Genomic DNA, 19,299 nt, shown 5'->3' on the forward strand with positions numbered 1-19,299 from the left:
GGGCTTTTTGTTGTTTTAAGCTTGTGGGGGGTAAAACAAAAGCTCCCTTGACGCAAGGGAGCTTTCATTGTATAATAAATACCAGAAGGACGGCTTCCGTGGGCTAGACGGCGGTCATTCCGAAATAAAAGTTTTCTTGAGAAAGACCGCTCTGGCTTATGGGGCGGTTATTTCTTTATGTACATTAAAATACCAAAGATAACCGTTGCGAGCAAGTTTAAAAGTGCAATGACTTCTAAAATCGTCATAACAGTCACCCCCTTTTGGGGAATAACCGTGCCGCCCTTCCAGCGTCAAAATTATATCATATTAGTCGAATTTTGTAAACCAAAAGCCCCTTTGAAGAAAAGGGGCTTTTTTATTGGAATTTCTTTTAGGAATGCGAAATCTCTCTTGACCTGTACCCAGTGAACAGGTAAAATAAATGTAATAGATGTTGCAAAGGAGGTCGAGGTTATGGCAGACCCGATCCGCTGGCTGGCTCTGGGTTACAGTGTTCCGGTCAATCCGTCCAAAAACCGTGTTTATGTCTGGCGTAAACTGAAGGAGTACGGCGCAGAATATTTTAAGCAGGGTGTTGCGCTGCTCCCATATAATCGTCAGAGCTACACCAAGTTTAAGTATCTTTCTGCGAAAATTCTGGAGATGGGGGGAGAGGCTTCGATTGTTGAAATGAAGTTTTTGGACCCCAAGGACGAAAGAGAGGTCGTTTCGCGTTTTCGCACGCAGGCGCTGGAGGAATTGTCTCAGCTCAAGCAGGACTGTGCACAGGTGCTGTCCGAGCTAAAAAATGGCGGGGCAATCTTTACCGAGGATCAGTCCGAACAGGTGAAAAAGATGATCCGGCGCTATTCCAAGGCGCGCAGCCGCAACCATTTTGGGCTGAGTACAGCGCAGGATGTGGAGAAGGGCCTGTATGCGATCATCTCGACTGCGCGGCAGGCTTCCAGTGAGCTTTCTGCCCAGCTTGCCAAGGCGATGGACAAGGCGGTCAAATAGGTCTTTTTTCGCGGGCGCGCTCATAAAGATTGTGTAAGGTTACGGAGGTAATCCATGTACGAAAATAAGGAAAAACAACAGACCGCGCTGTTGGCGGCGGTCGACACCGGAGAGTTTGATGTGCAGCGTTCGGTGGATGAGCTGGAGGAACTGGCAAAGTCCGCAGGAGCTGTCGTCAAAGGCAGGGTGATCCAGCGAAAGGAGCGTCCGGACCCGGCTACTCTGATGGGCGCAGGACGTCTGGAAGAGGTCGCTGAATTTGTGCGGGCGAATGAAATCGATCTGGTGATCTTTGACCATGAGCTGGCACCAGCGCAGCAGAAGAATCTGGAAAACGCACTGGATGTTGCGGTCATCGACCGAACCACGCTGATTCTGGATATCTTTGCCCAGCGCGCAAAAACAAGTGAGGGACGCTTACAGGTCGAACTTGCACAGCTTAAATATCGTCTGCCGCGTTTAAGCGGTCTTGGTACCAGCCTTTCCCGTTTGGGCGGCGGTATCGGTACCAGAGGACCTGGTGAGAGCAAACTGGAAAGCGACCGCAGACATATCCGAAGAAGGATTCATTCCCTCGAGGAGGAGCTCAAGGAGCTGGAAAAACGCCGCGGACTTCTGCGTCAGCGCAGAAAGAAAGATGATGTCATCAGCGTAGCGATCGTAGGATATACCAACGTGGGAAAATCCACCCTGCTCAATACCCTGACTGATGCAGGGGTGCTGGCAAAGGATATGCTGTTTGCAACGCTGGACCCGACTTCCCGCGCACTCACTTTGCCGGATGGACGCAAGGTCATGCTGATTGATACGGTAGGTTTGGTTAGCAGGCTTCCACATCAGCTGGTACAGGCGTTCCACTCCACTCTGGAAGAAGCGGTGGATGCTGATTTGATTCTCAACGTGTGCGATGTTTCGTCGCCAGAGTTTGATCAGCAGCTGGAAGTAACCACAGGACTGCTCAGGGAGTTGGGCGCAGAGAATGTTCCGATTCTGACAGTGCTCAACAAGTGTGATAAACTGCCGGAGCTGCCGATGACCCTCAACAAGAGCACAGCTGCGATTTCGGCAAAGACCGGAATGGGTCTGGAAAAGCTGCTGGAGAAGATTGTGCTGAATCTGCCGGAAACACACCGACATCTGCATCTGTTGATCCCATACGACAAGAGCGGATTGATCGGGGAGATTCGCCAAAGCGGCAAGGTGTATACCGAAGAATATCGCGAGGATGGAACCTTCCTGGATGCAAATGTTGATTTGAAAATCTGTCACAGGATACAGGACTATATTCTGTTAAACGAGGAATAGAATCGGAGGAATGCCGATGGAGTTTGAGCGAAAAAGAGCAAAAACGCGAGAGGAACGGCTGAGAGAACGAAGATTAAGCAAGCTAGAGAGAAAAGAAGAGCGCCTTTTGGAAGAAAAACAGCCGTCTTTTCTTTCACGCAAGGCAGCTGAAATGGCATCTCCGGTGATTCATAAAGTAAAGGAAAAACTCCCTTCAAAAGCAGAGCAAACCGCACAAAAGTCAGCAGAGCTTCTGCAAAAAGCCTTTGAAAAGAGCTTTGACGTTGTACTGGAAAAGGGCAGCAGCTGGATTGGGAAAATATGCGGAGAAGAGAAAAAATTGCAGCGGTATGAGGTGTTTTCGCAAAAACCGCTTTCCGGCTGGGAACTTTCCAAGCTAGGATGTGAGGTTGCAGCAAGAGCATCGGCAAACATGGTGTTCTCCTCGGTACAGGGCGGCATGATGGGAGCTTTAGGGATAGGACTGCCGGATGTTCCAATCTTTTTAGCAGCAGTATTTAAGACTCTGTTTGAGATTTCGCTCAGCTTTGGCTATCCCTATGACACCAAGCAGGAACAGACCTATCAGATGCTGTTGATTTGTGCAGCAGTGGGGGAGGAAGCAGAACGAAAACAGGCGGCTGTGGATGCAAATATTGTGGCACAGCAAATCCGAATGGGTACAGGAATTTGTTCTGTGAGCTTTGAAGAAGCGAAACAGCGGGCCTCCACGGCACTTTGCAGTGCCGCTTTGATGGGAAAGATGGTGCAGGGAGCACCGATTATCGGAGTGTATGGCGGTTTTCGGAACGGTGTTTTGCTCAAACAAATTGGCACTGTTGCAGCAGTTAAGTATCAGCAGAGAATGCTGAGAGAACGATAAACAATACAAAATGGATAAAAGAGATGGATTATGACAAAATCCATCTCTTTTTTTAACCTTTGCAGCAATATGCTGAAAAAAGAAGAGATATATTTAGATACAATATATGTTGTATTATAGAATAACAAGTGATATGATATATACAACAACAAAAGATAAGGAGGTCAGACAGAATGAACACACAGTTTAAAAAAGGCGCGCTGGAACTGTGCGTACTATCTCAATTAAAAAACGCGGATAAATATGGTTACGAGCTGACAGAAACTATTTCCCAGGAAATGGAGCTTGCCACTGGAACCTTATATTTGATCCTGAAAAGGCTGAAAGACGAAGATTATGTTGATGTTTATTCGGTAGAGTCGGAAGGAAGGCCGGCAAGAAAGTATTATCATTTGACACAGAAAGGCTTGGAGTATCAACAGGCACTGTGCAAGGAATGGAAGGATTTTACCGCAGCGGTGGACAGATTGATTTGGTAAGGAGGAAAGAATCATGACAAAGGCAGAATATATGCAGCACTTAAAAGAAGCATTACAGGGATATGATCGCAGTTTTGCAGAAGAAATCCTAGAAAGTTATGAAGAGCATTTTGCAGATGGAATCAAAAACGGAAGAACAGAAGAAGAAATCTGTGATGAACTTGGCAAGATTGAAAACTTCATGAAGGATATTGAAGACATGATGGGTGACAAAGACATCCATACTCATGAAGTAGATCACTTTACTGCGATTGAAGAAGCGAAGGAACGCTATTCCGGCATCAACAAAATTGAGCTTGCATTGGTATCCATGAATGTAAAAGTTCGTCCATCTGAGGACAACGAACTGCATGTATATCTGGAAAATGGAAGAGAAAAAAGCAAATACTTGCAGGAGAGTATATCGGGAGACAGCTATTATGCAAGAGAAATTGTAGATAAGAACCATAAAAAAGGTTCTGCACTGAAAGGATTGGGATTTATTTTCCTGATGGGTATTTCCTGCGAAGAAGATCAGACCCTGGTTGTAGAAGTGCCAAGCAGACTGAATTCTCTGAAAATTAAGACCATGAGCGGTGACCTGAAGCTGCAGGAAGTTTGGAGTAAGGCTTTGACACTGGAAACCATGAGCGGCGATATTGAGCAGAATAAAATCTACGCAGAAGAAGCAATCCTGAAAACAGCCAGTGGTGATATTCAGCTTAGAGATGGTAAAGGAAAAGATGCTGTTCTCCAGACCACAAGTGGAGATATCAGCTGGAGAGAAGGAAATGTAGAAGAAGCGCAGATCACAACAATCAGCGGTGACGTTGACTTTATGGGCAGCAAGGCAAGCAGATTAAAGATTAAAACAACCAGTGGAGAAGTGGAACTGCGCAACAGTGAGATAGCAGACCTGAATGCAGCTACCACCAGCGGTGATATTGAGGGAACTTTCTTTGCAGAAAAATTGTCGGTACAGAGCATCAGCGGTGATATTGATATGACATTGGACCGCAGAGGAAGAGAACTTATCGCTAAAACCAAGAGCGTTTCGGGCGATTGTGATGTTTACGGCAGAATCCATTATGATGGTACACCAGATCCAACTCGACATATTGTAGGCTATTTCTCGACAATCTCAGGGGATATTGAAATCCGATAATTAGGGGACGACGAGAAGAAAAAAGAGCGGTCAGATTGGCCGCTCTTTTTCTGTTATATGAAAAGATGTAGATTTTTGGGATTCAGCGAAATAGGCAATAACTTAGATGATAAAAATAAAAAAATTATATAATACATCAATCAATTGATTTTACAAAAATAAATAGAAGGAAATGAAGTTGTATAATATGAATATATATATCCTGCATAATTCTTTTAAAATAGGTAATATAGAATAGTTTTAAACAGGATAGTAGATATTAGAAAAAAGTTTCTTTTCCGAAAAGAAAGGGTTAAAATAAAAAACGGAAAAGTTTAAGATTTGGGAGGAATGAAAATGGCAGTGCCAAAGGTAGCAGCGATCAATGATCTTTCCGGTTTAGGAAAATGTTCGCTGACGGCGGCAATACCAATTTTATCGGTATGCGGAGTGCAGGCGGTTCCAATGCCTACCGCAGTTTTAAGCAATCAAACCGCTTTTGAAAGTTATACAGGGATTGACCTGTCGATGGATATGCCGATGATCGCGGCAGAATGGAAAAAGAGAAAGGTTTCTTTTGATGGAATCTACACAGGATATCTCAGCGGAGTCAGCCAGGTGGAATGGGTTGAACAGTTTATGCAGGAGTTTGCAAATCCGCAGACCAAGATTTTTGTTGACCCGGTGCTTGGCGATGAAGGGGTATATTACCGGGGATTTGGCGACGAGATGTGTCAGGCAATGAAAAAACTGTGTGGGAAAGCGGATGTGATTACGCCGAATCTCACAGAGGTTTTGTTCCTGCTTGGAAAAAAAGCAGATCTTAAGGCGGAAAGTCAGAACCTGGAACAAATCAGAAACTATGCAAAGCAGCTTTCTAAGCTTGGACCGAAAACGGTCATTATTACGGGAGTAAGCCAGGGAGAAAAAATCTGGAATATTGGATATTCTGCAAAGGAAGACAGCTTTTTTGAGGTGAGCACACAAAAAACGGGAGAAGGTTATTCCGGGACAGGAGATATTCTGACTTCGGTGATTTGCGGGTGTATGATAAAAGGAGAAAGCCCGCAAAAAGCATTGAAGAAAGCAGCAGCATTTTTGCAGGCATCGATTGAGGAAGCCGTAGAAGACAAAACAGATCCAAACGAGGGTGTTGCTTTTGAACATCATCTTTCGTTATTATTTGATTGATGGGGGAATGAGCAATGAGAGAACAGTCACATGAGAAGATGAAAAACCTGACCTTAAGCGCAATGTTCGCAGCCGTTATTATGCTGATGATCTTATACCTGTTTCACATTCCGGTAGGTTCGAACGGGGGATATATTCATTTTGGAGATGCCTTTATTTATCTGGCAGGATGTTTTTTGCCAATGCCGTATGCCTGTGCAGCAGCCGCAATCGGCGGTGGTCTGGCAGATATTATGTCCGGGTCAGCGATATGGGCAATTCCAACCATGATTATTAAGCCGCTCACCGTAATCTGGTTTACGAGCAAGGAAGATAAGCTGTTTAACAAAAGAAATATTGTTGCAGTTATACTTGCTGGAGTAGTGTCGATTGTTGGGTATTATCTGGCACAGGTGATTTTAACCGGAAATTGGGTTGCTTCTTTGTTGGGCATCTGGGGAAATATTGTGCAGGCGATTGGAAGCGGAGTTATCTTTTTGATTATGGCAGTGGCAATTGATAAGGTATCGCTCAAAAAAAGATTGAAAGAAATCTAGTGCTATATAATAGGAAAGAAGAAAGAAATATGTCGGATATTTTATATACCTATCATGGTCAGCTCTATGTTAATCTGACAAACCGTTGTCCTTGTGCCTGCACATTTTGTGTGCGTTCTCAGACTAGGTCGGTGGGTTCGGCAGAGGACTTATGGCTGGAGCACGAACCGAGTGTTGAAGAAGTAAAACAGGCATTGGAAAATTACTGTTTGGATGACTTTGATGAGATTGTTTTCTGTGGATATGGAGAACCAATTTGCGCCTTGGATCGTTTAATCGAAGTGGCGGATTATATCCATGGAATCAGAAAAATCTCCATTCGGGTGAATACCAACGGATTGGGTGATCTGATTTATCACAAGAGGGTTGCTCCTTTATTGAAAGGCCATGTGGATGTGGTTTCTATTAGTTTGAATGCACCGGATGCACAGGAATACTATAAAGTGACCCGTCCTAAATTTGGAATAGAGTCTTTTGATGCGATGCTCCAGTTTGCCACAGATTGTAAAGAACAGGGAATAGAGACCCGTTTTACCGTGGTGGATGTAATTGGAGAAGAGGCAATTGCTCGGTCAAAAGCGCTTGCAGAACAAGTTGGAATTCCTCTGAGAGTCAGAGAATATACAGAAGAATAAAAAAATCCCAGGCAGAAAATGCCTGGGATTTTTTATGTGGGTGAAAAGAATGGGTAAGAATAACAAAAGTAAAATCACATAAAATATTGTGAAATATGATAAAATCTAACCTTATAACAAATAAAAAATAGTAAAAATGTAAAATCCTTGAAACGGTTAAAAATTTAGGACAAAATAAACAGAAAAAATATAAAAATTAAGCGATAAAAAGAAATAGTGCACAATTTTTTACAAAAAGTTTTTAAATTCAATGAGGATTTGACAGGATTTTTACAGAGGGGATTTTCTTGACACCTTGCAGGGGGATGAATATAATGGCAAAAGAGTTGCTAAAATACAGAGTGTGGCAGCACATTCATGCAAAAGATTTTTGCAAATCAGAACAAAGGAGAACTTTATGCAAAACTTCAGAAAAAAAGTCCGCAGTTTGGTGGAGACAATTCCAGCAGTTAAAATTGCGGCCTGTATGCTTTCTGTTGCGATGGCAGCGGTAATCTTTTGGGGATTCACCCTCACAGGCAATACAGACACAACAGTACAGGAACTGACGGTAGCAGAATCCATCCGTGCAGCGGGGGATACTTTGACTGCATCGGCAGATCCAACTAAATTTACAGGTGTTAGCAAAAAGGCAGTGCTCAGCAACATTTTCCTGAGTGCATCCGGACAGTCTCCAATTATGAACGAGGCTGAAAATAAAATGGTGCCAGAAGAAGTTTTGGAGGAACCTCAGACAGAGGAAGAAGAACAGCCGCTGGAACAAAACAATGAGGAGCCATCTAGCCAGAGAAAATTTTTGGGATCGACAAAGGAATTTTTAGAGATAGAAAAAGAGACTGTCACAAAAGAAGAAGTGATTGCTCATTCGGTAGAGGAGAGAGAAACTTCTCTGTTAAAGCCGGGAAAGAAAAAGGTGATCCAAGCCGGAGCAGATGGCAAAAAAATGGTAACCTATGAGCAAAAATTTGTGAATGGACAGCTGGAGAGCGAAAAGATTGTCTCAGAGGAAATGACTCAGCAGCCAGTGACAGAGATTGTTCTGGTTGGTGTAAATGGAAAGTCGGCAGCAGTTTCTCCGCTGGATTTTGGCGTTGAGCTGGATGAACAGGGAGTTCCGGTATCATACAGTCAGGTGCTGACCAATCAGGTAGCAACAGGATATCATGTTGGAGATGGTGCGTGGGGAGCTTCCGGACAGAGCCTTTCGGCAGGATATGTCGCAGTACATCCGGGAGAAATTCCATATGGAACTAAGATGTATATTACCAGTCCAGACAATAGTTTTGTTTACGGATTTGCGATTGCAGCCGATACAGGATTGAGCCTGTTGGGAGATCAGATTGATGTGGATTTGTATTATGACACCTATCTGGAAAGCTGTCTGAATGGACGAAGAAATGTAAATATCTATATCTTATAAAAAAGAGCCGCTTTTTTAAGCGGCTTTTTTTATAAGCTTTTTAAGCAGGAAACTCCAAAAAAGAGCCCTGCTTTTTTTATTTTTTTAAAAGAGAGTAATTGTTGCATTTTACAATGCAATTTTTGGGCCCAAAACAGGTATAGGTGAAAAGCATAAGATGCTGAATGCAGAAAGGAGGAATTGATCGCGGGAGTATCGAAGGAAAAGATATTCGCTTACTGGTACTTTTGGAGCAGAGACGTCGATATTGCGGCGAGAAAAGCCGGAGTAGAAAGTATTTGGGAACTGAGTCTGAGAAAAGTACGAACAGAATGGAAAAAGCTTTCCAATCTGTTTGCGCAGCAGTCACCGGTCGAGCTTGCAAAACTGGGACTTTATCAAATTTTGTTTTCAAGGGTATCGCTTGATCCGGAAGGCAGGATTTCTCCAGACAGTTTTCTGACAACGAAGTACAGTGAAGGAAAGGGAGTGGAGTATCAGTTTTATGATAAGCTCAAGGCATGTGAACTACTGATGAGGCTGGAGGAACAGAGCAAATCAGAAAGGAAAGAGGATGGATTTTACAGCATCCTGGAGGCACTGCGTTGTGGTGAAAAAGAGGAGGGCGAACGCAAGGAAGAGTTGACAGAAGGTGAAGATATTTGAACAGGTTTAGTTCAAAGCAGAAAAAGGTACTTAGCTGGTGGTATCCACAGAGCAGCTATGACGGAATTATCTGTGACGGAGCGGTGAGAAGCGGAAAAACGCTTTGCATGACCCTGTCATTTCTGATTTGGAGTATGGCCTGTTTTGACAGGAAAAATTTTGCGATCTGCGGGAAAACAATTTCTTCAGTGCGCAGAAATGTGATTGTTCCGGTACGGGAACTGCTATCGGAAATGGGATTTGAGTGCAGGGAAAAAATATCGCAGAATTATCTGGAATTAAGCTGTGGAGGAAGAACAAACCGGTACTATCTATTTTCGGGAAAAGACAGTGCGAGTGCGGCGTCCATTCAGGGAATAACTCTGGCAGGTGTATTTTTCGATGAGGTTGCACTGCAAAACCGGGATTTTGTGGAACAGGCGGTAGCCAGATGTTCCATAGAAGGAAGTAAGTTCTGGTTTAACTGTAATCCGGAACATCCGGGACACTGGTTTTATACGGATTGGATCTGCAGGAGAAAGGAAAAAAATCTGTGTTATCTTCATTTTCGGATGGAGGATAATCCTTCTCTTTCCGTCAGGATGCGCAGACGATACGAAAATCTTTACAGCGGAAACTTTTATGAGCGCTTCGTGCTGGGGAAATGGGTACAGCCGCAGGGGCTTGTTTATCCGATGTTTTCCAAAGAAAGGCACGTGTTGGACTGTTGTCCGGAGTGTAGGCGATTTTTGGTTTCCTGCGACTATGGAACGGTCAATCCATGTTCGATGGGGCTGTGGGGCGAGGCTGATGGAGTGTGGTATCGTCTGGATGAATACTATTATGATTCCAGAAAAGAAGGAGTCTGTCGGACCGATGAGGAGCATTATGCTCAGCTGGAACATTTGTGTACAGGGAAACAGGTGGAGGCAGTTATTGTAGACCCGAGTGCAGCAAGTTTTATCGAGTGCATCCGCAGACATGGAAAGTTTCGGGTTATCCCCGCAAAAAATCAGGTACTGGAAGGAATTGAATTGGTGTCCATGCTGCTTAATTCAGGGAAGATATTCTTTTGGCAAAATTGCAGGGACAGTATCCGGGAGTTTTCTCTTTATCGGTGGAGCGAAAAGGCGCAGAAAGATCAGCCTGTAAAAGAAAATGATCATGCAATGGATGAGATTCGTTATTTTGCAATGGAAGTATTTCGCCCAAAAAGAAGTGGATTTTGTGCCATTGCACAGGAAAGGGAAAACAGGTCATAACAGAAAGGAGAAGGATTGATTGCAGAGGTGGAAATGGAGCTGGAAAAAGAAAAAAGATTCTGAAGAGATGGGGAGAGGATACACCGCAGCAGTCCAGACGGGACCGATCAAGGGTAGACCATTTTATCAGCTGGAACAAGCAGGCATGATGGATGCAGGAGAAAACCAGCTGTTTGATCAGATCCGGCAGGCGGTACCTTTGGTGGATGCATCGATCAATAAGATTATCCGTCTGGTAGGTGGATTTGAGGTTATCTGTTCCAATAAGGAAGGGCAGCGGGAACTAGATGAGTTTTGTGCGCAAGTTCCGGTGGGAGCTTCTTCTGTGGGGTTGACACAGTTTTTGTATTGCTATCTGGACAATCTGCTGACCTATGGAAATGCGGCGGGAGAAATGATTCCTCTGCGCAATGGAGAGGGAATTGGGGCGTTATACAATGTTCCGCTTTCCTGTCTGAAGGTGAAACAGGGGGAAACACCGGTGGGAGTCGATTTCTTCACCTGTACAGATGGTGTAAAGGAATATCCGATTGCCCATCCGGAGCGAATTTTGTTTACGGCATTAAATCCAAAAGCCGGAGAGATAAAGGGACGTTCTCTGTTGTCAGGACTGCCGTTTATATCGTCCATTTTGCTCAATATCTATCAGGCGATAGGACAGAACTTTGAAAGGATGGGGAATCTGCGATTTGCGGTGACCTACAATCCGCAGGGGAATATTGACGGAGCCTATGCCAGAGAGATTGCGCAGGATATGGCGCGTCAGTGGGCAGACACCATGCATGACAGCGGCAGAGTCAAGGATTTTATCGCTGTTGGGGATGTCAACATCCGGGTGATTGGTGCAGATAATCAAATCATCGATACACAGGTGCCAGTCAGACAGATGCTGGAGCAGATTGTAGCAAAGTTGGGGCTGCCGCCGTTTATCCTGGGACTAAGTTGGTCCACCACCGAGCGAATGAGCCAGCAGCAAGCAGAAATTCTGGCAAGTGAACTGGAAAGCTATCGGGAACTGCTCAATTCGGTGATTCTGCGGATCTGTCGGTATCATCTCAATCAAAAAGGGATTGGCGGAACGATACGGGTGAACTGGAAGCATGTCAGCATTACTGATGAAGTGGAACAGGCAAGGGCACAGCTTTTGAGGATGCAGGCAAAGGAAATTGAGAAAAAACTGGAAAAAGAATACGGAGAAAAGGCAGAAGAGGAGGAACATCACGGTGAACTGTAGTAAGTCGGGAAATTTAATCTGCAATGGCCTTTACATTGGTGAGGAAGATTTGCAGAAAATCAACACACTGACAAGAAGGGAATTTTCAGCAGAAGAACTGTACTGCTTTCGGGTCCTGTTATGTGATAATGACATTGATAGGGATATGGAACAGTTTGATGTCCAGACGCTGACACAGCTTTCCAACCTGTTTTTAGGCAAGACGGGAATCTGCGATCATGAGCCCAAAAGTCAAAACCAGATGGCAAGGATTTATGATGTGAGCGTAGAAAATTTCCCGGGAAAAGTGAATGCCTTAGGAGAACCATATTATGCGCTGATTGCAAAGGCCTATATGGTTCGTACCGAAGCAAACCGCGATCAGATCCTGGAGATCGAGGCGGGAATCAAAAAGGAGGTGAGTGTAGGATGCAGCGTGCGTGAAAGTATCTGCTCGGTGTGCGGAAAAAACAGAAATGTTTTGGAATGCGGGCATGTTCCTGGTCAGGTATATGATGGGAAATTATGCTACACCATTCTGCATGATGCTCAGGATGCCTATGAATGGTCATTTGTTGCAGTACCGGCACAGCGTCAGGCAGGGATTATCAAACAGGCAGGCTGCAGTCGAGAAAAAAACGGAGTACAGAAGCTGTGGGAGGCAGCCAGAACACAAAATGGAGTGTGGATTGACAGGGAAGAGACAGGCCAGCTCAAAGAGCTAATTCAGAATCTTCTGGAGGACTGTGAGCAGGTGCGAAAAGCGGCAAGAAGAGAGCTGATGCAGGAGGTCGTTTCCAGAAAAGGTTTTGATGAGAGAACAAATCAGGAATTTGGTCAGATGCTTGACCATCTTTCTGTGGGACAGATGAAGATGCTGAAAGAGATATTTTGCCCACAGCAGATTTTGGAGGATGCACAGTTTTCACAGGCAGAACCTGCATCAGAACAGCACGACGAAATGTCGAACAGACAATTTATGATTTAAGGAGGACAATCGGATGAAAGATATTTGTTTACAGGGTTACAACAGTCGTTATATCACAATGCTTTGTGATGGGGAAGCAGCACCGGGTGATCTGGTCGTAATGAGTGCAAACAATACCGTAAAGAAGGCAACTTCGGGTAAATTTATGGGTGTGATTCACTCGATGAGAGGAGAATATGCCCTGATTCAGACCGGAGGTTTTACGGTACTGCATTATTCCGGTGAGGATCCGACAGTGGGATTTGTCGGTCTGATGGCGGACAGCAATGCAGATGCGGTCAAAGGAGAAGGCGGCAGAGAGGTGCTGGTGACAGAGGTAGACACTGCTGCAAAAAATGTGGGTATCTTATTTTAAGAAAAACAGGAGGATTTTACTATGAAGTACAATTATCAGAACATTTCTATTTCGAAGGATTTTTATAAAACAGCAGAAGGCTTTTCCAAGTGTCTGGAGCGACTGGACCCGTCCGAGCAGTATCGCGGTACTGAGCTTGCAGGATATGATGCATTCCAGCGTCAGCTCAAGCGTTTTGATATCAAGGTGTCCGGTCACGACAGCGACAGACTTCAGAAATTCTTTGCAACATCGGACAGTGCAGCACTTTTCCCAGAATATGTTTCCAGAGCAGTAAAGCAGGGTGTGGATGACAATCACATTCTGGAAGAGATCTGTGCGGCGCAGACACAGATTGAGGGAATGGATTATCGTGCTATTGTGTCTGATGCAAACTGGGAAGAACAGTCGCCAGCGGTTATTGAGGAGGGCGGTTTTATTCCGGAAACATCCATCCATCTCAAAGACAGCCTGATTAAGCTGAGAAAAAGGGGCCGCATGATGGTGGCTTCTTATGAAGCAATCAAGTTCCAGCGACTGGATCTGTTTACCGTGGCGCTTAAACAGATCGGTTCCTGCATCGGCAAGGCACAGCTTGAAGATGCGGTCAATGTCCTGATTCATGGTGACGGAAATGACAATGCGGCGGAAAAGGTATCGCTATCCAGCGGTGACAGTCTGACCTATCAGGATCTGCTCAATCTGTGGGGCAGCTTTGGAGAATACCAGATGAATGTGATGCTGGCATCTCCTGATATGATGCTCAAGCTTCTGCAGGTTCCAGAGTTGCAGAATCCGGAGACTGGACTGAATTTCCAGGCGACCGGCTGCCTGTCCACCCCTCTGGGCGCAAAGCTGTTTGTTTCCTCCGCAGTTCCGGAAGGAACTATCATCGGTTTGGACAAGCGTTATGCACTGGAAATGGTGACTGCCGGCGGCATTAATGTTGAGTATGACAAACTGATTGACTGTCAGATGGAGCGTGCAGCGGTTACCTCGATTGCAGGATTTTCCAAGATCTTCCCGGATACAGTGAAGATTCTTGCAAAATAAGGAAAGGGACAATATGGATGAAATTTTGTTAATGCAGAATTTCTGCCTCATCAGCGGTTTATCCGCTGATGAGGCAGAGCAATGGGAACCGTTAGTATTGGCATGCTGGGAGGAGTTAAAAGGGAAACTGCGTGCAGGAGTGGACGTAAAAAATCACGAACAGCGTTTAGCTCTTGCATGCGCAGTACTTGCGAACCATCGATTCCAGAGTATTCAGGGAACGGTGTGTGCCAGTGTGAAGGTGGGGGATCTTTCTTTTACCCAGAGCGATGGTCAGGCTGCCCGCAAGGAACTGATGGAGATGGTGGGAGATCTGATCGATTCACAAGGGGTCTGCCTGAAAGGAGTGGAGATATGTCCTGCCAGATAATTGCAAAACGGCTGATTTATCAGTGTGGGAGAAAAGTATATTTTCCGTATGAGCAAGGGGAAAAATGTTTTACTGCTTACTTAAATCCGATTCGGGAACGGACAGAAAAAATTGTGCCCACAGAATCAGGTGTTTTGCACCAGGGAAAATGGTTGATGTTGGCAGCGGCTCAGGATGCAGACTTGGTACAAAGCGGAGCAATTTTCCGTACAGGAGAGGATCGATTCATCGTTGAGCGGGCAGAGAAAGTATTTTTCGGGGAAGAGACTGCCTATCTCTGGGCAATCGTACAGAAGGCGGAAGGAGTGGAATAGATGGGGGAGTTTTCGCAGGTCATGCAGATTGTGGCAGAACAAATTAAGAGTGCCAGTCCGCAGATGGAAGTAGTGAATGCATTTCCCAATGCACCCCGGAATAATCCGCAGAAAGAAAACCTTGCGGTGGTTGGGATTCAAAAAGTTTCCTTGCAGCCAATTAGTTTTGAGGATTTTTGTGGTGAGAGCTTTCAGGTACGAGGCAAAAAAGCTGAAGTCTGGGTCAAGGTCTCCTTTTGCTGCAAGAGTGCCCAGCAGTGCTTGGAAAGCTGGGAGAGCGTACTAAACTCTATGATGTTTTCTAAAAAGCTGAAGGTGGGTCAGGCGGAATGTGGAGAGGCAGTATGGCAGAAGGACTGGGGAGGAATTGTTCTGCCGGTACGGTTTTGTCTGGACTTTATCATCAGCGGAGAAAAAGACCAAGAGGAAACGGAACTCCATCCGGAACAGTTCAGGATTATCAGGAAAGGAGAAAAGATATGAAAAAAAGCTATCGCCCGGGAGTGTATTCCCAGTACGATATTATCAGCAAACCGAAAAGCTATGAGCAGCGGTATGCCTTTTTCTGCGGTGGGGCAAAGGTGAAGGAAGAAAAGAGCATTCCAGCAAATACGGTGGTTCAGCTTCGTTCGGTGGAAGAGCTGAAGGAATACTTTTTGGAAGAAGGTTCCGGAAAGGTTTTTTGCAGTATTGCAAGGATGCTGCTGGAGAGTGGAATCAGCGGACTATATGTGGTGCCGATTACGACGGACGGTTCTGTACCAGCAGCAGAAGATTATGCAGCTGCCATTCAAAAGCTGTGTGAGATAAAAAAGAACGGCGTAATCCTTTGTGACAGCAGTGAGCAGAGTGTTTTGCAGGTGCTCAAAGACAAGACACAGGAAGCATCACAGAATCAGAGGGAAAGGGTTGCGGTTGCGGCAGTACCTAAAAGTAATGCGAAAAGTGTTGCTCAGAGTTTAAACAGTGAGAGAATGGTGCTGTGCTGTCAGGAGAGTGGAAGCAGTTTTGCAGGGGAAGAAAAGTCAGTTTTATTCTCAGCGGCAGCGGTGGCAGCAATGCTGGCAGTGTCCCAGCCAGATGATCGCTTTTATTCCAGAAAGATGGAGGGTTTGGTTTCGACTGAGCAGCTGGAAGAAAGTGAGATTGAGACACTGCTGCAAAGTGGCGTGACCGTTTTAGAGGAAGTAGAGTCAGAAGTTGTATGTATTCGGTGTGTAACAACCAGAACACAGACGGGTGGAGAAGAAGACAGAACTTTTGTTTCGATCAATACAGTGCTGATGATCGATGACATTATTCGGGCAGTGAGAGTGCAGCTGAGTGCGTTGCTGAAAGATAGCAGGATTGGATTTTCCGAGGACAGCATTGCTTCCCAGGTGGCAGTGATTCTGGATGAAAAAGTGCAGCAGGGCTTTGTAACAGAATTTGAACCGCCGGTTGTGTATGAATCGGAGGAAGACCCTACTGCATGTGTTGTGGAGCTGGAGTTCCATCTTGCATCGGTACCAAGTCAGATCTACCTGACTGCCCATATTTCGATTTAAGGGGGGAGAAAAATGGCATTTGTATCGATTCCGACCAGTGCGGATATTTATATTGAAGTCAATGGGAGAAAGATTGCAGCAGCGCAAAGCTACAAGGTCAAATCTTCCAGAGAAAGCAAATATATCGAAGCGTTTGGCAGTCAGGAGCCGGTGGGAACAGTGGGAGGCAGAGTACAGCACTGGATTGAGTTGTCCAGAGTATGTCTGTACCAGACCGAAGGGATTGATTTTTATGATTTGAGCGGATTTAATCTGGTGGTGGTTCGACCGGACTGCAAGATTATCTACTCAGGATGTGAGTGGGCGGACATTACACAGTCGGCCTCTGTAGGTGATGTAATTTTGGAGAAGGTCAGCCTTGTCGCCAGCCGAAGAATGAAGATCTAAGGAGGGAAAGAGGGTGGAGTACAGAAAACTGTCAGCGGTGGAAGAACTTTGCTTGGAAGAGCAGGCAAGAAAAGGATATGATTATCTTTGCTTTCGGGTAGGGCAAGGATTGTCGGCACAGAAAAAGGAAAACTTTTGGGCAATTGCAAATAATGCTGCGCTGATTTTCTTTTTGGAAAGGTCAGAACGAAAATTTTATTCTGTGGAAGAAGTGCTGGAGAAATATAGCTTAGAGGAAATCGCGCAGAAAGCAGAGAGGTATCAGCAAAGGGAATGTGGTGACAAAACAGAGGAAAAAGATGAGGATCGAAGAAAAGATTAAAAAGAACAGGGAAGTTTTTCAGGATAGTCCATTTTTCTCCCACCCAAGAGAAAGTATTTCCAGGGAAATAGCAGAACCTTTTTTAGACTCATACAAAGTAAGCAAAGTGCGGGAAGAGAGCGATGAAATGCTACAGGAACAAAAGAGCGTTTCGGTGGGAAATGCGGTTATGCGGGAAGCGGAAACTGAAAAAACAGAACTTGTTTTTACGGAAGAACCGTTTGTACAAAAGGAGACACCTGTTTTTGAAAGCCTTCCGCTAAGGGAAATGTCAGACGAACTAGAACGGCTCTCCCAGCGATATGGAAGAGGAATGGAGGAATGGCTGGATGACCAATCTCCGATTTAAGGATTATACCTTCCGGCACAATCCGCGGAAAATTGTTGTGGGGTATCTGAAAGAAACAGCACAAAGCCGATGTTATGGATTTGGAGCATCATTACAGGAATTGGGAAGTGGATTAACGATTGTGGAAGGGGAAGGAGAGCTGTTTGGCTCCGATGCACTGGAACAGTTCCTTTCTTTAAAAAAGATGATGGAACAGCAAGGGAGCGGAATTTTAAGTGGTGCAGGAATAGAGCCAATGTATGCTGTGTTTGACAGCTTGCAGATGGTTGGAAAAGGCGGAGACAACACTATCAGCTATACCTTTCGGTTTGTACAGGAAAGGAAGATGGAAGAATGAAGCTGGAACTTTTTGTGGAAACATTAGAAGGAAGTCGAAGAAGAAAGATGTTTCCAGTCCATTTTTCCTGTGTTTCCTCGGTTGATACACCAGCGGACAGCATAAAGGCGACATTTTTGATTTCTCATCCAAAGGAATGGATGAAGGAAATTAAGACATTGGAGTTGCAGGGAGATGGGAACAGGTTGTTTCATGGAATCTGTGACAGACAGATTGTGAGTTTGCAGCAGGATGGATGCAGGATGACTGTGTGGGGAAGATCGGATGCGGCACTCCTGCTCGATAATGAAGCAATTCCGCAGGAATATGTCAGGGTTTCTCTGGATGAGATGTTTGACAAGCATATAAAACCTTATGGCTTTCAAAACGAGCTGGGACTTACAGGAAGCTTGAGCAATTATCGGGTGGGAAAAGGTATAAGTGAGTGGGAGGCTTTTTCTACCTTTTGCAGGAGAACGGTTGGAAGAACACCTCATATTCACTTTGGTAAGGTTTCTTTTTTTCTGCCGGGAAAAGGAAATCATATCATATCCGAAAAAGCACCAGTGATTTCTGTCAGGTGGATCAACCGCCGAAGTGAGATTATCAGTGAAACATTGATTCGGGATGAGATGGGAAGCTATCGGAACTGTGTTCGAAATGAAAAAGCAGAAGGATTGGAGATTGTTCGCCGACGCTGCTTGATCCCTTCTGCACAGTGGGCAAATCCGGCAGTGGACGCAAAATTGCAGATGGAAGAATCAGCTAGAGGGAAAGTTTGCCTGGAAGTGGAAATGCCGCAGATTTTAAGCTGGGAGCTGGGAGAAGAGGTAATAGTGTCTATACCGGAATTTTATTTCCGGGGAAATATTGTAAAACGGGAACTGGAGTTTTCACAGAGTGGGGCAGTCAGCCGTTTTGTTTTGGAATAGAGGTGGGAATATGTGGCTTGCAAAAAATGCGGCAGGAAAAAGAAAGGAAAGTACAGAATACAGCGGAAATGCACCAGCCAGCAGCATCTGTGCCAGAAGCGGGGAGCATTTTGCAGTGGGTGCATGTGAATATCGCAGACTTCCCCACTGCGCCCCGTATGGAATCTATACCAGACCTGCACAGGGAGAAGATTTGATGATTTTATCTGCCCAGAGCGGTGACGTTTGCCTTGGGGTTGTGTCCCAGCAGCAGGAGGAGCTTTTGCCCGGAGAGATTCTGTTGAAGTCGTCGGGTGGAGCAAGTATTCGCCTGTGCAACGATGGGACCATTTTGTTAAACGGGAAAAAGGTGGAGTAGGGAGGTAAGATATGGATACCTGGTTATATCGGGGCGACCACAAGAAAAATGAACAGGGGTTTGTTGAGAAAATCAGTGGTGGAATGGAGAAAATTCAGCGGGCAATCATCCGCTTATCCGTTCCAAAGGGGAGCTTTGCTCTGGACGAAGAGCTGGGGAGCAAACTGAGCATGCTGGGGAAAGTGCCGGGGAATCAGCGGGAAGAACTGGCACTTGAGTATGCAAGAGAAGCCATTTTACCAGTGGAAGGGGTAGAGGTAACATCGGTGCAATGCAGACAGGCTGACTTTGAAAAACTAGTGCTGGAAATGATACTGGAGTATAGCGGCGAAGATGCACCAAAAGAACAGGCAATGTTTTTGTGGCAGCTGAATTTTTAA

The 19,299-nt window shown here is 45.2% G+C and carries 26 protein-coding genes; all 26 read left to right on the plus strand.

All coding sequences use genetic code 11. The annotated features are described in order from the left end of the window. Window positions 1–456 precede the first annotated feature (456 nt). The 26 genes from BQ5375_RS03255 (at window position 457) to BQ5375_RS03380 (ending at window position 19,299) form a co-directional block, all read left to right on the plus strand. The gene (locus tag BQ5375_RS03255) at window positions 457–999 is read left to right on the plus strand and encodes a Chromate resistance protein ChrB (protein ID WP_022131489.1); all 543 of its coding nucleotides are present in this window, start codon (window positions 457–459) and stop codon (window positions 997–999) included. Window positions 1,000–1,053: 54 nt separating this feature from the next. Next, window positions 1,054–2,304, plus strand: coding sequence for a GTPase HflX (hflX, locus tag BQ5375_RS03260; protein WP_076917407.1), 1,251 nt, complete (start codon window positions 1,054–1,056; stop codon window positions 2,302–2,304). A 16-nt stretch (window positions 2,305–2,320) separates the two neighbouring features. Next, window positions 2,321–3,166 carry an EcsC family protein gene (locus BQ5375_RS03265; protein WP_076917408.1) on the plus strand — a complete coding sequence of 282 codons (846 nt, stop codon included), beginning with the start codon at window positions 2,321–2,323 and terminating at the stop codon, window positions 3,164–3,166. Between the two features lie 173 nt (window positions 3,167–3,339). Continuing rightward, window positions 3,340–3,645, plus strand: coding sequence for a PadR family transcriptional regulator (locus BQ5375_RS03270; RefSeq protein ID WP_022131640.1), 306 nt, complete (start codon window positions 3,340–3,342; stop codon window positions 3,643–3,645). Between the two features lie 13 nt (window positions 3,646–3,658). Next, entirely contained in the window at window positions 3,659–4,789 is a 1,131-nt protein-coding gene (locus BQ5375_RS03275; protein WP_022131639.1) for a DUF4097 family beta strand repeat-containing protein, read from the plus strand. 336 nt (window positions 4,790–5,125) lie between these two features. Then, window positions 5,126–5,959, plus strand: a complete 834-nt coding sequence (locus BQ5375_RS03280) for a pyridoxamine kinase (RefSeq protein ID WP_022131638.1) — start codon at window positions 5,126–5,128, stop codon at window positions 5,957–5,959. A 14-nt stretch (window positions 5,960–5,973) separates the two neighbouring features. Continuing rightward, window positions 5,974–6,495, plus strand: coding sequence for a TIGR04002 family protein (locus BQ5375_RS03285; protein ID WP_022131637.1), 522 nt, complete (start codon window positions 5,974–5,976; stop codon window positions 6,493–6,495). Between the two features lie 29 nt (window positions 6,496–6,524). Continuing rightward, the gene (locus tag BQ5375_RS03290) at window positions 6,525–7,130 is read left to right on the plus strand and encodes a TIGR04100 family radical SAM protein (protein WP_022131636.1); all 606 of its coding nucleotides are present in this window, start codon (window positions 6,525–6,527) and stop codon (window positions 7,128–7,130) included. Between the two features lie 397 nt (window positions 7,131–7,527). Further along, the gene (locus BQ5375_RS03295; RefSeq protein WP_022131635.1) at window positions 7,528–8,550 is read left to right on the plus strand and encodes a G5 domain-containing protein; all 1,023 of its coding nucleotides are present in this window, start codon (window positions 7,528–7,530) and stop codon (window positions 8,548–8,550) included. A gap of 180 nt (window positions 8,551–8,730) precedes the next feature. Continuing rightward, window positions 8,731–9,195 carry a hypothetical protein gene (locus BQ5375_RS03300; RefSeq protein WP_022131634.1) on the plus strand — a complete coding sequence of 155 codons (465 nt, stop codon included), beginning with the start codon at window positions 8,731–8,733 and terminating at the stop codon, window positions 9,193–9,195. After that, window positions 9,192–10,436, plus strand: a complete 1,245-nt coding sequence (locus BQ5375_RS03305) for a PBSX family phage terminase large subunit (RefSeq protein ID WP_022131633.1) — start codon at window positions 9,192–9,194, stop codon at window positions 10,434–10,436. The genes BQ5375_RS03300 and BQ5375_RS03305 overlap by 4 nt, the downstream gene beginning before the upstream one ends. Before the next feature lie 19 nt (window positions 10,437–10,455). Next, a complete protein-coding gene (locus BQ5375_RS03310) occupies window positions 10,456–11,670 on the plus strand; it encodes a hypothetical protein (RefSeq protein ID WP_022131632.1) in 1,215 nt (404 codons plus the stop codon). Beyond that, complete coding sequence (locus BQ5375_RS03315; protein ID WP_022131631.1) at window positions 11,660–12,637, plus strand: hypothetical protein; 978 nt, start codon at window positions 11,660–11,662, stop codon at window positions 12,635–12,637. The genes BQ5375_RS03310 and BQ5375_RS03315 overlap by 11 nt, the downstream gene beginning before the upstream one ends. Before the next feature lie 13 nt (window positions 12,638–12,650). Then, window positions 12,651–12,992 (plus strand): hypothetical protein, encoded by a 342-nt coding sequence (locus tag BQ5375_RS03320; RefSeq protein ID WP_022131630.1) that lies wholly within the window; start codon window positions 12,651–12,653, stop codon window positions 12,990–12,992. 21 nt (window positions 12,993–13,013) lie between these two features. After that, window positions 13,014–14,024: a phage major capsid protein gene (locus BQ5375_RS03325; protein WP_076917409.1), complete on the plus strand. Its 1,011-nt coding sequence runs from the start codon at window positions 13,014–13,016 to the stop codon at window positions 14,022–14,024. A gap of 13 nt (window positions 14,025–14,037) precedes the next feature. Then, window positions 14,038–14,394, plus strand: coding sequence for a hypothetical protein (locus BQ5375_RS03330; protein ID WP_022131628.1), 357 nt, complete (start codon window positions 14,038–14,040; stop codon window positions 14,392–14,394). Then, window positions 14,379–14,708 carry a hypothetical protein gene (locus BQ5375_RS03335; RefSeq protein WP_022131627.1) on the plus strand — a complete coding sequence of 110 codons (330 nt, stop codon included), beginning with the start codon at window positions 14,379–14,381 and terminating at the stop codon, window positions 14,706–14,708. Before BQ5375_RS03330 ends, BQ5375_RS03335 begins: the two co-directional genes overlap by 16 nt. Continuing rightward, the gene (locus tag BQ5375_RS14320; protein ID WP_022131626.1) at window positions 14,709–15,191 is read left to right on the plus strand and encodes a hypothetical protein; all 483 of its coding nucleotides are present in this window, start codon (window positions 14,709–14,711) and stop codon (window positions 15,189–15,191) included. Then, complete coding sequence (locus BQ5375_RS03345) at window positions 15,188–16,255, plus strand: hypothetical protein (RefSeq protein ID WP_022131625.1); 1,068 nt, start codon at window positions 15,188–15,190, stop codon at window positions 16,253–16,255. Before BQ5375_RS14320 ends, BQ5375_RS03345 begins: the two co-directional genes overlap by 4 nt. A gap of 12 nt (window positions 16,256–16,267) precedes the next feature. Beyond that, entirely contained in the window at window positions 16,268–16,642 is a 375-nt protein-coding gene (locus BQ5375_RS03350) for a hypothetical protein (RefSeq protein ID WP_022131624.1), read from the plus strand. A 13-nt stretch (window positions 16,643–16,655) separates the two neighbouring features. Then, the gene (locus tag BQ5375_RS03355) at window positions 16,656–16,964 is read left to right on the plus strand and encodes a hypothetical protein (protein ID WP_076917410.1); all 309 of its coding nucleotides are present in this window, start codon (window positions 16,656–16,658) and stop codon (window positions 16,962–16,964) included. A 127-nt stretch (window positions 16,965–17,091) separates the two neighbouring features. After that, complete coding sequence (locus tag BQ5375_RS14175; RefSeq protein ID WP_143529419.1) at window positions 17,092–17,313, plus strand: hypothetical protein; 222 nt, start codon at window positions 17,092–17,094, stop codon at window positions 17,311–17,313. Then, window positions 17,294–17,650 (plus strand): hypothetical protein, encoded by a 357-nt coding sequence (locus tag BQ5375_RS03365; protein WP_022133372.1) that lies wholly within the window; start codon window positions 17,294–17,296, stop codon window positions 17,648–17,650. The genes BQ5375_RS14175 and BQ5375_RS03365 overlap by 20 nt, the downstream gene beginning before the upstream one ends. Then, window positions 17,647–18,561, plus strand: a complete 915-nt coding sequence (locus tag BQ5375_RS03370; protein WP_022133373.1) for a hypothetical protein — start codon at window positions 17,647–17,649, stop codon at window positions 18,559–18,561. Before BQ5375_RS03365 ends, BQ5375_RS03370 begins: the two co-directional genes overlap by 4 nt. 10 nt (window positions 18,562–18,571) lie before the next feature. After that, entirely contained in the window at window positions 18,572–18,919 is a 348-nt protein-coding gene (locus BQ5375_RS03375) for a hypothetical protein (protein ID WP_022133374.1), read from the plus strand. An 11-nt stretch (window positions 18,920–18,930) separates the two neighbouring features. Further along, the gene (locus BQ5375_RS03380; RefSeq protein ID WP_022133375.1) at window positions 18,931–19,299 is read left to right on the plus strand and encodes a hypothetical protein; all 369 of its coding nucleotides are present in this window, start codon (window positions 18,931–18,933) and stop codon (window positions 19,297–19,299) included.

Source organism: Negativibacillus massiliensis, assembly GCF_900148495.1.
In the GTDB taxonomy this organism is placed as follows: Bacteria; Bacillota; Clostridia; order Oscillospirales; family Ruminococcaceae; genus Negativibacillus; species Negativibacillus massiliensis.

Excerpts from the sequence above, each read along its gene's own strand:
- BQ5375_RS03255 (WP_022131489.1), top strand. The coding sequence starts at position 457 with ATGGCAGACCCGATCCGCTGGCTGGCTCTGGGTTACAGTGTTCCGGTC.
- hflX (WP_076917407.1), top strand. The coding sequence starts at position 1,054 with ATGTACGAAAATAAGGAAAAACAACAGACCGCGCTGTTGGCGGCGGTC.
- BQ5375_RS03265 (WP_076917408.1), top strand. The coding sequence starts at position 2,321 with ATGGAGTTTGAGCGAAAAAGAGCAAAAACGCGAGAGGAACGGCTGAGA.
- BQ5375_RS03270 (WP_022131640.1), top strand. The coding sequence starts at position 3,340 with ATGAACACACAGTTTAAAAAAGGCGCGCTGGAACTGTGCGTACTATCT.
- BQ5375_RS03275 (WP_022131639.1), top strand. The coding sequence starts at position 3,659 with ATGACAAAGGCAGAATATATGCAGCACTTAAAAGAAGCATTACAGGGA.
- BQ5375_RS03280 (WP_022131638.1), top strand. The coding sequence starts at position 5,126 with ATGGCAGTGCCAAAGGTAGCAGCGATCAATGATCTTTCCGGTTTAGGA.
- BQ5375_RS03285 (WP_022131637.1), top strand. The coding sequence starts at position 5,974 with ATGAGAGAACAGTCACATGAGAAGATGAAAAACCTGACCTTAAGCGCA.
- BQ5375_RS03290 (WP_022131636.1), top strand. The coding sequence starts at position 6,525 with ATGTCGGATATTTTATATACCTATCATGGTCAGCTCTATGTTAATCTG.
- BQ5375_RS03295 (WP_022131635.1), top strand. The coding sequence starts at position 7,528 with ATGCAAAACTTCAGAAAAAAAGTCCGCAGTTTGGTGGAGACAATTCCA.
- BQ5375_RS03320 (WP_022131630.1), top strand. The coding sequence starts at position 12,651 with ATGAAAGATATTTGTTTACAGGGTTACAACAGTCGTTATATCACAATG.
- BQ5375_RS03325 (WP_076917409.1), top strand. The coding sequence starts at position 13,014 with ATGAAGTACAATTATCAGAACATTTCTATTTCGAAGGATTTTTATAAA.
- BQ5375_RS03330 (WP_022131628.1), top strand. The coding sequence starts at position 14,038 with ATGGATGAAATTTTGTTAATGCAGAATTTCTGCCTCATCAGCGGTTTA.
- BQ5375_RS03335 (WP_022131627.1), top strand. The coding sequence starts at position 14,379 with ATGTCCTGCCAGATAATTGCAAAACGGCTGATTTATCAGTGTGGGAGA.
- BQ5375_RS14320 (WP_022131626.1), top strand. The coding sequence starts at position 14,709 with ATGGGGGAGTTTTCGCAGGTCATGCAGATTGTGGCAGAACAAATTAAG.
- BQ5375_RS03345 (WP_022131625.1), top strand. The coding sequence starts at position 15,188 with ATGAAAAAAAGCTATCGCCCGGGAGTGTATTCCCAGTACGATATTATC.
- BQ5375_RS03350 (WP_022131624.1), top strand. The coding sequence starts at position 16,268 with ATGGCATTTGTATCGATTCCGACCAGTGCGGATATTTATATTGAAGTC.
- BQ5375_RS14175 (WP_143529419.1), top strand. The coding sequence starts at position 17,092 with ATGCTACAGGAACAAAAGAGCGTTTCGGTGGGAAATGCGGTTATGCGG.
- BQ5375_RS03365 (WP_022133372.1), top strand. The coding sequence starts at position 17,294 with ATGACCAATCTCCGATTTAAGGATTATACCTTCCGGCACAATCCGCGG.
- BQ5375_RS03370 (WP_022133373.1), top strand. The coding sequence starts at position 17,647 with ATGAAGCTGGAACTTTTTGTGGAAACATTAGAAGGAAGTCGAAGAAGA.
- BQ5375_RS03375 (WP_022133374.1), top strand. The coding sequence starts at position 18,572 with ATGTGGCTTGCAAAAAATGCGGCAGGAAAAAGAAAGGAAAGTACAGAA.
- BQ5375_RS03380 (WP_022133375.1), top strand. The coding sequence starts at position 18,931 with ATGGATACCTGGTTATATCGGGGCGACCACAAGAAAAATGAACAGGGG.